Here is an 11,076-nt window from a genome sequence, read left to right on the forward strand (position 1 = left end):
CAAAAGAGTGGGGGGGGGAAAAAGAGGCTTTTTTTTCTCTTCGAGGACTGACCGGACCGCTTGGGGGGGGGGGGGGTGTCGCCGCCCCCCCCCCCACTCCGGCCCGCCCACCGACCACCCCCTGTCCGCCGACCACCACCCTTCCTATATACCCCTAGGGGGTATATTCTCAGACCCATGGACCACAGCACGCACCACTCCGGTACCGCACACGACCACACCGCCCACGACGGCGGCCACGGCCAGGGCACGACCTGGGCGACGGCGATGAAGGCGACGCTGCACTGCCTCACCGGGTGCGCCATCGGTGAGATCCTCGGCATGGTCATCGGCACCGCCCTGATGTGGGGCAACGTGCAGACGATGGTCCTCGCGATCAGCCTGGCCTTCGTCTTCGGCTACTCCTTCACCCTCTTCGCGGTGGTGCGCGCCGGGGTTTCCCTGAAGGGCGCGATCAAGGTCGCGCTGGCCGCCGACACCGTGTCCATCGCGGTGATGGAACTGGTCGACAACGGCATCATCGCGCTGACGCCGGGAGCCATGGACGCGCACCTGTCCGACGGGCTGTTCTGGGCGGCGCTGCTCGGCGGCTTCGCCGTGGCGTTCGTGATCACCACGCCGGTCAACAAGTGGATGATCGGCCGCGGCAAGGGCCACGCCGTGGTCCACGCCTACCACTGACCTACCACTGACCTGCCGTGGTCCGTGCCGATGTGCCGGGTTCCGGTTCCGGGGCGCCGTGTTCGCCGAGCCAGCGGGCGAGCTTGCCGCGGCGGCCGATGGCGCGCAGGCGGCGTTCCGTGACCTCCCGGGTGTGGGGGGTGGTGATGAGCAGAAGTTCGTCGCCGGCGCGCAGCACGGTGTCGCGGTCGGGGACGACGGTGACGCCGTCGCGCACGATCAGGGTGAGGACGGTCGGGGGCGGCAGGCGCAGTTCGAAGACGGCGACGCCGTGCAGGCGGGAGCCCCGCGGAATGGCCACGGTGAGCAGGTCGGCGTCCAGGACGTCGAGGGGGGCGGTCTCGACCTGGATCTCGCGCAGCGCGTCGGAGCGGGTCAGCCGCAGGAGCCGGGCGACGGCGGGCAGGGTGGGGCCCTGCACGAGGGTGAAGAGGACGACGAGGACGAAGACGATGTTCAGCACGTCGCGGGCACCGGCGACCCCGGCGACGATGGGGAACGTGGCGAGCACGATGGGGACCGCGCCGCGCAGGCCCGCCCAGGAGATGAACGCCTGCTCGCGCCAGGGAACGCGGAAGGGCAGCAGGCACAGGACCACGGAGACGGGACGGGCGGCCAGCAGCAGGACCAGGCCGACGGTGAGGGCCGGGAGGATCGCGGAGGGCAGTTCGCTGGGGTCGACGAGCAGGCCGAGCATGACGAACAGGCCGATCTGGGCCAGCCAGCCGGCGCCTTCGGCGAAGGAGCGGGTGGCGGCGCGGTGGGGCAGCTCGGCGTTGCCGAGGACCAGGCCGGACAGGTAGGCGGCGATGATGCCGCTGGCGTTCACCGCTCCGGCCGCGGCGAAGGCGACGATGCCGAAGCCGACCGTGGCGAGCGGGTACAGACCGGTCGCGGGGAGCGCGATGTGCCGGAGCGCGGCGGCGCCCAGGCGGCCGATCAGCACGCCGAGGGTGCCGCCGACGACGAGTTGGTAGAGCAGGTTGCCCACGACCGGGGCGGGGCCGGGCAGGTCGCCGGCGGTGGTGGTGGAGAAGATCAGGACCAGGATGATGGTGGGGGCGTCGTTGAAGCCGGATTCCGCCTCCACCAGGCCCGTCACCTTCTGCGGCAGCGGCAGTGAGCGCAGTACGGCGAAGACCGCGGCGGCGTCGGTGGAGGAGACGATCGCACCGAGCAGCAGAGCCAGGTGCCACTCCATGCCCAGCAGCCAGTGCGCGCCGGCGGCGGTCACCGCGACGGAGACGGCCACACCGGCGGTGGCGAGCACGCCGGCGGGGGCGAGCAGGCGCCTGACGTCGCTCCACCGCGTGGTCAGGCCGCCGTCGACGAGGATGACGGCCAGGGCGGCGGTGCCCAGTGCCTGGGCCAGCTGCGCGTCGTCGAACTCCAGGCCCAGCCCGTCCTCTCCGGCGACGACGCCGACCGCGAGGAACAGCAACAGGCTGGGCAGGCCGACCCGGTGGGCGGCGCGGGCGGCGGCGATACTGGCCAGCAGCACCGTGCCGCCGATCAGCAGGGTCAGGTACAGCTCGGGCAGCGTCATCGACCGGGCCCCGAGCCGTCCGGGACCGGTCGGCGGCCGCCGGGGTCAGGACCGGCGCGGAGGGCACCGGCCACCGCGCGCGGGCCGGTGCGGGTCGAAGAGTTCCCCGGCCATGCCGGCGAGGACCAGGCCGGTGGCGATGAGCAGCCCGTGGGCCAGGACGACCCCGGAGACCAGCAACACCAGGGCGGCGGCGAGCAGCAGCCAGGCCCGGAGGTACCGGTACTCGCGCGGTGGGCAGGGACGGCCGGCGTCGAGGGCGTGGGCGAACCGGGGGTCGTCGCGGTGCAGGCGGAACTCGATCTCACTGAGCCGCTGGTCGTCGGATCCGGGCATGGTGTCCTCCTCCCGGCGCGGGGCCCTGGACAGGCGACGCGATCGGTCGGGCGGGCCATCTGCTCTCCTTGCGAGGTGGGAACGTCACGATCACACCAGGGCGAAGTGGCGCAGCCGCGCATACGTGGCCGACCAACCCCGAACTCTGTCCGGGAAAGGTTGGATCGGCTACAGCCTCGCTTTCCGCGGGCCGCGGGCACCATCCGGTACGGAACCCAAAAGCGACCGCATACGACGTGTAGTGCCGCGCGGTGGGGGCCACGCCCCGTCGGTCGGCGTACGACGCGTCAGCCGGCGTATGACGCGTCAGTCGCCGTACGACGCGTCAGCCGGCGTACGACGCGTCAGCCGGCGTACGACGCGTCAGCCGGCGTACGACGCGTCAGTCGGCGTACGACTCGTCAGTCGGCGTACGACTCGAGCGTGCCGCGGCGCCGTACGTCGAGGGTCGCGCAGTGGAACGAGCCGCCGAACGGCGCGTAGTGCAGCAGGTCGCACGGGATCGGCTCGAAGCCCCAGCTCTCCAGCGCGCGCAGCATGCCGGTGTGGTGCCGTTCCGCGATGACCCGCTTGTCGTCGATGACGAGGACGTTCATGCTGAGCCACTTGCCGCACATCGAGGTGATCTTGAGCATGCGGTCGTCGATCGGGTCGGGCTCGGGCGCGGTCAGGATGTCCCACGAGCGCAGGACGTCCGGGAGGCGGTCGACGTCGACGTACTCCGGGTTGACCAGTGCCCTGCCGGGCGCGAGGGGGACGAACGTCGTGTCGATGTGCATGGGCATGCGGCAGCGGCTCTCGATCTCGTGGATGCGGTAGCCGGGGCCGAGGTGGCGGCGCAGCCACTCGATGCCCATGCGGTTGGTGACGTTGCTGCGGGTGACGAAGAGGTCGCGTCCCGCGCGCACGAAGTCCGCCGCGTCGAAGACCGGCTCGAACTCGGTGAGGATGTGGCGCATCGGCTCGCCCGCCGCGGGGACGCGGAAGTCCGGCTCGAAGAGCTCGTCGGTGAGCTGGGGCTTCGGGGCGGCCGTCCAGCGCGCGCCGCGCCGGAAGTAGTCCTTGAGGATCGGGCGGTAGGAGTGGGTCTCGAAGTAGCGGCACGGCCAGGCCATCGGGGTCTCGATGATCTCGTCGCCGATCACGAGCAGGCAGTCGCGCGGGCAGGTGTTGCAGAAACCGCGTGACGACCAGTCGGGGGTGCTGAAGCGCTGCCGGTGGTCGACCGCGTCCGGACGCGTGACCGTGACACCGAGGGACTGGAGCAGGGCGACGAACCCGTCGAGCTCCCTCTGCGCCCGTTCGACCAGGACGCGCGGATACCGGAAGCCGGCGGCGAGCCCCTGGAAGCGGGCCGCCCACGGTGGCACGTTGCAGGTCACGACCGGGTGGTCGGAGGGAATCGTCGCGCCTTCCAGCCGGCCGACGACGACCTCCTCCAACGGGTCCCACTCGTTGTGGGAACTGACCGGCGAAGCGGCGGGTTCCGCCGCCTCCGCGATTCCGGGTTCCTGCGCCACCGCCATGACTGACCGCTCCCGATCGCTGGCTCTCCGTGCTTACGGGGTGCCCCGAACCGGGCGGACGAACCCGCCCTTCCGGGCCGGACCTTGCCTGGGCTATCGTTTTTCGATAGATTTCCATCGTGGTTCGATTGAAGGAGGGGCGATGGGACAGCTGACAGTCCTCGCGTTGCGAGGCGTGCTGGTGATGCTGCTCGCCGGTTCGGTGTTCATTCAGGGCGTGCTGGTCTGGCTGCTGGTGGCCGGATCGGCTGATCCCGACGCCGCCCTGGCGTCCGTACGCACGCCGGTCTTCCTGATCGTCGTCCTGGGTGCCGCGGCGGCCCAGACCGTGCTCGTCTGCGTCTGGCGGCTGGTGACGATGGTGCGGCGGGGCACCGTGTTCTCCCTCGGTGCCTTCCGGTACGTCCATGTCGTGATCGGCGCCTTCGTCGCGGCCGCGCTCCTGGTCTTCGCGCTCGCGGTCGTCCTGGCCCCGGGCGAGGCCGTCGCGCCCGGCGTCGTCCTCATCCTGGGCGGGGTCGTGGTCGCGGTCCTGGGCGTCGCGCTGGTCGTGCTCGTACTGCGGATGCTGCTCGCCCAGGCCGTCGCGCGCGACATCGAGGCGGCGCGGATGCGGGCCGAGCTGGCAGAGGTGATCTGATGCCGATCGTCGTCGACATCGACGTGATGCTGGCGAAGCGCAAGATGTCCGTGGGCGACCTCGCGGAGCGCGTCGGGATCACCCCCGCCAACCTGGCCGTGCTCAAGAACGGCCGAGCCAAGGCGGTACGCTTCACGACGCTCGCCGCGCTCTGCGACGTACTCGAGTGCCAGCCGGGAGACCTGCTGCGCTGGGAGGCCGGGGGCGCGGACGCGGACGGGTGACGCCGGCCGCCGTCGGCCGCGGCTGGCTTCCGGGGCCCATCCGGGCGCAATCTGGGAGAAGATCTGCGTGCCCTGCGCGCCCGCGGGCACCGACCCGGAAGGACCGCCCCGTGATCATCTTCGGCACCAAGGGATACCTCTACCAGCTCGCGATACTGACACTGGTGTGCGGCCAGTGCGGCAACCCCTCCGCGCACACGCTCAGGAAGCGCGTCTCGAAGTTCACGCTGTTCTTCGTGCCGCTGTTCCCGTTCTCCACGAAGTACCTGACGCAGTGCACCTTCTGCGGCGCCGAGCAGCAGGTGACGAAGGAGCAGGCAGAGCAGCTCCAGACGCAGGCCGCGAGCGGCCAGGGCGGCCCCGGCGGGCAGGCGTACGGGCAGCCGCAGCAGCAGCCTTACCAGCGGCCGTAACGCTCGGCGCCAGGACACGAACGTCTCGTCTCTCGTGACGGCCGCCCCTTCACGTTGCCGGTTTCCGGCAGCCTTGACTACCCTCACGTTGCCGGACACCGCGCACCGGGCGTGAACGGCAGGGGAGGCGCGGGGTGACGGACCAGCGGTCGGGCCGGCAGACGGATCAGCGAACGGAACAGCGAACGGAACAGCGGACGGATCAGCGGACGGATCAGTCCGAGACGTATCTGACCGGGTACGCCGAGATCCTGATCGGGGTGGCCGGCACGGGGCGCAGGCTGACGCGCGACGAGCTGGAGGACCGGCGGCTCCTCGGTGAGCAGGCCGCGGAGGCGGGGCACAGTCTGCGCAGTCTCGTACGACTGCACCTGGACGCCACGCGCGTCTCCTGGCCCGGCGGCACGCCGGTCTCCGGCTCGGGCGTCACGGACACCGTGCTCGCCGCCGTCGCCCAGGCCGTCGACGCCTTCGCCGAGGGATACGAACGCGCCCAGCGTCTCGCCGTACGGCAGGAGGAGGCCGCGCGGCGGGAGTTCATCGACGACCTGCTCTACGGGCGCAGCGACCTGGGCCGGCTCGCCGAACGGGCCGAGCGGTTCGGCCTGGTCCTCTCCCACGCCCACGCCGTCGCGGTGGCCGAGGGGCCCGAGGCGTACGACGACACCGCACCGGTCACCCGGCTCGTGGAGACGGCGCTCATCTCCCGCTTCGGCGACCGGCGCATCCTGATCACCACCAAGAACGGGCAGTTGATCTGCATCGCGCCCGGCGACCAGGACGACGTCCTCGCCTTCTTCGCCAAGCAGGCGTACGCGGCCACGGACGGCAGCCGGGTGGCCATCGGGCGCCCCCAGACCGGCGCGGGCGGCGTGGTGCACAGCTACGAGGAGGCGCTGAGCACCCTCGAACTCGCCGACCGGCTGGAACTCGACGAACCCGTGCTGCGCGCCGCCGACCTGCTCGTCTACCCGGTACTCACCCGCGACCGGCAGGCCATGGCCGACCTCGTGCTGAGCGTGCTGGGCCCGCTGCGCGGGGCTCGCGGCGGTGCCGAGCCGTTGCTGCGGACCCTGGAGGTGTACTTCGACGCCGGCTGCACCGCGGCCGAGGCCGCCCGGCGCCTCGCGCTCAGTGTGCGGGCCCTCACCTACCGGCTGGACCGCATCCACCAGCTGACCGGGGCCAACCCCGCCGACCCGGTGCACCGTTACACCCTGCAGACCGCGGTCATCGGTGCCCGGCTGCTGAGCTGGCCCGCCCAGGAGATCTGAGCGGGCCGGCCCCGGCCGGTCGGGCGGCCGTCAGCCCGTGATCTCCACCTTGCCGTTGCGCTGCGGGTCCGGCTCGTCCGGCTGCTCCGACCCGCCCGGCCGGTCCGCCGTCTTCGCGTCCTGCCCGGTGATGTTCTTCAGCAGCGCGGGCAGATCGACGCCCGTGGTGGAGCCCAGCAGTTCCATGCCCTGCGCCACGTTGTCGGCGACGGTGCGCGACAGCCGGCTCGCACCGTCCGTCGAGATGACCGTCATCTTGTCCACGGCCGCGAGCGGCTCGGCCGCCTTGGCCACCACCTGCGGCAGCACCTCGACCAGCATCTGGAGCACGGCGGCGTCGCCGTACTGCTCGAACGCGTCGGCCTTCTGCCGCATCGCCTCGGCCTCGGCCGAGCCCTTGGCGCCGATCGCGGCGGCCTCGGCCTCGCCCTCCAGCCGGACGGCCTCGGCGATCGCCGCACGCCGGGAACGCTCCGCCTCGCCCTGCTTGAGGCCCTCGATGGCCTGCGCCTCGGCCAGCGCGCCACGCCGCTGCTTCTCGCCCTCACCGGTGAGCCGGGCCCGCTCGGCCTCGGCCTGGGCGGCGGCGATCTCGGCCGACCGCTCGGCCTCCGCCTGCTTCACCCGCGCCACCCGGCGGGCCTCCGACTCCTGCTCGGCCGCGTACCGCTGGGCGTCGGCGGGCTTGCGCACCTCGGTGTCGAGCTGGCGGTCCTTCAGCGCGGCCTGCCGCTCGGCGACCTTCTCCTGCTCGGCGAGGATGTCCTGCTCCCGGGCCGCCTGCGCGAGGGGCCCCGCGGCGTTGGCGCGGGCCGACGCCTGGTCGGTCTCGGCCTTGATCTCGGCCTGCTTGAGGTACAGAGTCCGCTGTGCGACCGCGATCTCCTCCTCGGCCTTCAGCCGCGCCTGCTCGGCGGCCCGCCGGGCCACGGCCTCGGCGATGTCGGCCTCCTGCGCGGCACGGGCCGCCTCGGGACGGCCGAGGTCCTCCAGGTAGGAGCCCTCGGTGGTGATGTCCTGGATCTGGAAGGCGTCAAGCACCAGGCCCTGCCCGGACAGGCTCGCCTCGGCCTCCTCGGCGACCTGCCCGGCGAACGCGGCCCGGTCCCGGATGACGTCCTCCACGGACATCCGGCCGACGATGGCGCGCAGCGCGCCCGACAGCACCTCCTGGGTGAAGCCGACGATGCCGTTCTGCTGCATCAGGAACCGCTGCGCGGCGGCGCGGATCGCGTCCTCGGTGCCGCCGACCTTGACGATCGCGACGCCTTCCAGGTTGGCCTTCACACCCCGCAGCGTCACCGCGCCGCGCACGGCGACCGGGATGTGCCGCGAGGAGAGGTCGAGCGTGAAGCGCTGCTGCACGAAGGGCACGACGAACACGCCGCCGCCCACCACGACCTTCTGGCCGCTGTTGTCGGTGAACACCCGGCCCGTCTCCGGATCGGTGGAACTCTTGCCGCGCCGCCCGGTGACGATGAACGCCTCGCTCGGCCCGGCCACCTTGTAGCGGCTGACCACCACCAGCGCGAGCAGCACCAGGAGTACGACGACTCCCAGCACCGCGAAAACGACAGGACTCATGGCAACGCCCCCGAATCAGGAAAGGAACAGAAAGAGAAGCGGAAAAGAAGAAGGCTCAGCGCTCGACCGGGCGCACCACGACCGACGTCCCCGTCGGCACCGCCTCGACCCACACCTCGGCGCCCCGCGCCACCGGCCCCGCGCTGCGCGCCGCGCACTTCAGCGGCTGCCCCGCGAGCCGGAGCAGCACCTCGCCGAAGCCGTCCGCGGGAATGGCGGTCACGACCTTGCCGGACGTGCCCAGCAGGTCGTCCGTGCTCGGTGTGACGTCGGTCTGATCGCGCATCAGCGCGCGGCTGAAGCGGTACGTCAGCCAGCCGGCCCCCATCCCGGCGACCGCGCCGACCCCGGCGGCGCCCGCGGGACCGGCCAGGCCGGTTCCGAGGGCGATGGCGCCACCGAAGCCGGTCATCGCCGTGAACCCGGCGACGACCGGCAGCGACAGCCACCCCTCCAGGACGCCGTCCAGCGCTCCCCCGAACGCGCCTTCCAGCAGTCCGTCGAAGACCAGCGACAGGGCGAGCAGCACGACCCCCGTGATACCCAGCCCGAGAAACCAGGCCATCGTGCCGTCCCCCTCTCACCCGTCGCTGAGCTTCGGTGAAACGAATGTTCACACGCGAAGGAGAACCGGGTCACTGCCGTGTTCCGGCAATCTTTACGCGTCTTTAATGCCGCCCTCCGTCTCTCCTCCGTCTCTCCTTCGCCCCCTCCTACGCCCCTACTCCGCCTCTTCGCACGCACGTGGAACCGCACCCGCCGCCGGTACTGTCCTTTCTCAAATGGGCACTCAAACGGGGAGCGTTCCGAATCAGGTTCCGCAGGGGCACGCGTACGCGCACATGGTGGTGTGCGGCGACGACGGACTGGCGCACCGGCTGGCCGCCGAACTGCGCGGCGTGTACCGCGAACAGGTCACCCTCGTCGTCCCGCCCTCCGGGCGCCGGGTGCGTCAGCCGGTCGTCGGGCGGGCCCGTGCCGCCTCGGCCGCGCTGCTGGACATGGTCAACGCGGCCGTCAACCGCACGGGCAACGGCGAACCGAACGGCGCCGGCCGCGAACTGGAGGCCGTCGAGCCGACCGAGGACGTGCTGGCGGAGGCCGGTGTGGACCGGGCGGCCGCGCTGGCCCTCGTGTACGACGACGACGAGACCAACATCCGCGCCGCCCTGACCGCCCGTCGGCTCAACCCCCGGCTGCGCCTGGTCCTGCGCCTGTACAACCGGCGACTGGGCCGGCACATCGAGGACCTCCTCGACCAGAGCGCCGCGTTGGCGACCGGCGGCGACCCACGGGACCCGGGGCTCGACGGCGCCGGTACCTCCACGACCGTACTGTCCGACGCCGACACTGCCGCGCCCGCGCTGGCCGCGACCGCCCTCGTCGGCACCAGCAAGGTCGTCGAGACGGACGGGCTGCTGCTGCGCGCGGTGGAACGGCAGCCGCCCCGCCCCGGCGAGGTCGCCGACCCCGGGCTGTGCACCCTCGCGCTGCTCTCCGCGACGAGCAACGACCCGGCCGGCGCCGACGGTTCGGAGGGCAGCGGCGACCAGGGACCGCAACTGCTGCCCGACGCGGCGGCGGTGGAGGCGGCCACCGGGCGCGCCACCGTCGCCCTGGAGCAGGTGTCCTACGCCGGTCCGCCGCTGCCCGCCGGGCGGGCCGGCGTGCCCCCGTTCGGCGAGCTGTTCTCGCGTCGGCTGCGCTGGTCGCTGGCGGGGCTGGGGGCCTGCGTGGTCGCGCTCGCGGTGGCGCTGATGGTGGTCACCGGGGCCCATCCGCTGCACGCCACCTACGTGACGCTGCTCGACCTGTTCGCCATCAACGAGCCCGCGCACAACGACGACGCGGGACGGCAGGTGCTGCAACTGCTGTCCGGCTTCGTCGGTCTGCTGCTGCTGCCGGTGCTGCTGGCCGCCGTGCTCGAAGCCCTCGGGACCTTCCGCAACGCCTCCACGGTACGGAAGCCGCCTCGCGGACTCGGCGGGCACGTCGTCCTGCTCGGTCTCGGCAAGATCGGCACCCGTGTGCTGACCCGGCTGCGGGAGATGGACATCCCCGTGGTGTGCGTGGAGGCCGACCCCGAGGCGCGCGGCATGGCGACCGCACGGCGGCTGCGGGTGCCGGTGGTCCTCGGGGACGTCACCCAGGAGGGCGTCCTGGAGGCCGCCAAGATCCACCGCGCGCACTCCCTGCTCGCCCTGACCAGCGTGGACACCACCAACCTGGAGGCCGCGCTCTACGCCCGCTCCGTACGGTCCCGCCTGCGGGTGGTGCTGCGCCTGTACGACGACGACTTCGCGACCGCCGTGTACCGCACCCTGCGCGCCGCGCACCCGGGCTCGCTCACCCGGAGCCGCAGTGTGACCCACCTGTCCGCGCCCGCGTTCGCCGGGGCGATGATGGGCCGCCAGATCCTGGGGGCGATCCCCGTCGAGCGGCGGGTGCTGCTGTTCGCGGCGGTGAAGGTGGCCGGGCATCCGCAGCTGGAGGGGAAGACGGTCGGCGAGGCGTTCCGGGCGGGGGCGTGGCGGGTGCTGGCGCTGGAGGTCTCCGACGGGGAGGCCCCCGACGGGGAACGGTCCGTGGACGCGGGCGGCGACGGTGAGGGGGCGGCTCGGGAGTCCAGGTTGGTGTGGGAGCTGCCCGACACGTATGTCCTGCGGAGCGAGGACCGGGTGGTGCTGGCGGCCACGCGGCGGGGGTTGGCCGAGTTGCTGGGGCGGCGGGCGAGGCAGGGTTCGGGGTTGTAGGGGGGGGGGGCCCCCCCCACAACCCCACCAAGGGGGGGGGGGACCCCCCGCCCCCCCCCCCCCCCCCCCCCCCCCCCCCCCCCCCCCGCCCCACACACC

Annotated in this window: 11 protein-coding genes; 6 read left to right on the forward strand and 5 right to left on the reverse strand. The window is 72.5% G+C overall.

From position 1 onward, the window contains the following. Positions 1-177 precede the first annotated feature (177 nt). Positions 178-681, forward strand: coding sequence for a DUF4396 domain-containing protein (locus ACFCZF_RS36290; RefSeq protein WP_376675262.1), 504 nt, complete (start codon positions 178-180; stop codon positions 679-681). 1 nt (position 682) lies between these two features. Here the strand turns inward: ACFCZF_RS36290 and ACFCZF_RS36295 are convergent, their stop codons facing one another. The 3 genes from ACFCZF_RS36295 to ACFCZF_RS36305 all read right to left on the reverse strand — a co-directional run bounded on the left by ACFCZF_RS36295 (position 683) and on the right by ACFCZF_RS36305 (position 4,089). Next, entirely contained in the window at positions 683-2,227 is a 1,545-nt protein-coding gene (locus tag ACFCZF_RS36295; protein ID WP_376675263.1) for a potassium/proton antiporter, read from the reverse strand. Between the two features lie 45 nt (positions 2,228-2,272). Then, positions 2,273-2,563: a DUF3040 domain-containing protein gene (locus ACFCZF_RS36300; RefSeq protein WP_376675264.1), complete on the reverse strand. Its 291-nt coding sequence runs from the start codon at positions 2,561-2,563 to the stop codon at positions 2,273-2,275. A 401-nt stretch (positions 2,564-2,964) separates the two neighbouring features. Further along, positions 2,965-4,089, reverse strand: coding sequence for an amidinotransferase (locus ACFCZF_RS36305; protein WP_375909524.1), 1,125 nt, complete (start codon positions 4,087-4,089; stop codon positions 2,965-2,967). A gap of 142 nt (positions 4,090-4,231) precedes the next feature. On the opposite strand from ACFCZF_RS36305, the gene ACFCZF_RS36310 reads away from it, so the two are divergent. The 4 genes from ACFCZF_RS36310 (at position 4,232) to ACFCZF_RS36325 (ending at position 6,640) form a co-directional block, all read left to right on the forward strand. Beyond that, positions 4,232-4,729 carry a DUF2975 domain-containing protein gene (locus tag ACFCZF_RS36310; RefSeq protein ID WP_375909522.1) on the forward strand — a complete coding sequence of 166 codons (498 nt, stop codon included), beginning with the start codon at positions 4,232-4,234 and terminating at the stop codon, positions 4,727-4,729. Then, entirely contained in the window at positions 4,729-4,953 is a 225-nt protein-coding gene (locus ACFCZF_RS36315) for a helix-turn-helix domain-containing protein (protein ID WP_376675265.1), read from the forward strand. The genes ACFCZF_RS36310 and ACFCZF_RS36315 overlap by 1 nt, the downstream gene beginning before the upstream one ends. 110 nt (positions 4,954-5,063) lie before the next feature. Then, entirely contained in the window at positions 5,064-5,366 is a 303-nt protein-coding gene (locus ACFCZF_RS36320; RefSeq protein WP_375909520.1) for a zinc-ribbon domain-containing protein, read from the forward strand. A 230-nt stretch (positions 5,367-5,596) separates the two neighbouring features. Next, positions 5,597-6,640 (forward strand): PucR family transcriptional regulator, encoded by a 1,044-nt coding sequence (locus ACFCZF_RS36325; RefSeq protein WP_376675269.1) that lies wholly within the window; start codon positions 5,597-5,599, stop codon positions 6,638-6,640. A 30-nt stretch (positions 6,641-6,670) separates the two neighbouring features. On the opposite strand, the gene ACFCZF_RS36330 is transcribed toward ACFCZF_RS36325, so the two are convergent. Then, entirely contained in the window at positions 6,671-8,224 is a 1,554-nt protein-coding gene (locus tag ACFCZF_RS36330) for a flotillin family protein (RefSeq protein WP_376675266.1), read from the reverse strand. A 55-nt stretch (positions 8,225-8,279) separates the two neighbouring features. Then, a complete protein-coding gene (locus tag ACFCZF_RS36335) occupies positions 8,280-8,789 on the reverse strand; it encodes a hypothetical protein (protein ID WP_376675267.1) in 510 nt (169 codons plus the stop codon). 277 nt (positions 8,790-9,066) lie between these two features. Here ACFCZF_RS36335 and ACFCZF_RS36340 point away from each other — a divergent pair, with 277 nt between their 5' ends. Further along, positions 9,067-10,977 carry an NAD-binding protein gene (locus tag ACFCZF_RS36340; RefSeq protein WP_376675270.1) on the forward strand — a complete coding sequence of 637 codons (1,911 nt, stop codon included), beginning with the start codon at positions 9,067-9,069 and terminating at the stop codon, positions 10,975-10,977. Positions 10,978-11,076: the final 99 nt, after the last annotated feature.

It is taken from the genome of Streptomyces sp. NPDC056296 (assembly GCF_042268605.1).
Classification (GTDB): Bacteria; Actinomycetota; Actinomycetes; order Streptomycetales; family Streptomycetaceae; genus Streptomyces.

Coding starts and splice junctions, on each gene's coding strand:
- ACFCZF_RS36310 (WP_375909522.1), top strand. CDS start 4,232: ATGGGACAGCTGACAGTCCTCGCGTTGCGAGGCGTGCTGGTGATGCTG.
- ACFCZF_RS36295 (WP_376675263.1), bottom strand. CDS start 2,227: ATGACGCTGCCCGAGCTGTACCTGACCCTGCTGATCGGCGGCACGGTG.
- ACFCZF_RS36300 (WP_376675264.1), bottom strand. CDS start 2,563: ATGCCCGGATCCGACGACCAGCGGCTCAGTGAGATCGAGTTCCGCCTG.
- ACFCZF_RS36340 (WP_376675270.1), top strand. CDS start 9,067: ATGGTGGTGTGCGGCGACGACGGACTGGCGCACCGGCTGGCCGCCGAA.
- ACFCZF_RS36315 (WP_376675265.1), top strand. CDS start 4,729: ATGCCGATCGTCGTCGACATCGACGTGATGCTGGCGAAGCGCAAGATG.
- ACFCZF_RS36305 (WP_375909524.1), bottom strand. CDS start 4,089: ATGGCGGTGGCGCAGGAACCCGGAATCGCGGAGGCGGCGGAACCCGCC.
- ACFCZF_RS36330 (WP_376675266.1), bottom strand. CDS start 8,224: ATGAGTCCTGTCGTTTTCGCGGTGCTGGGAGTCGTCGTACTCCTGGTG.
- ACFCZF_RS36290 (WP_376675262.1), top strand. CDS start 178: ATGGACCACAGCACGCACCACTCCGGTACCGCACACGACCACACCGCC.
- ACFCZF_RS36335 (WP_376675267.1), bottom strand. CDS start 8,789: ATGGCCTGGTTTCTCGGGCTGGGTATCACGGGGGTCGTGCTGCTCGCC.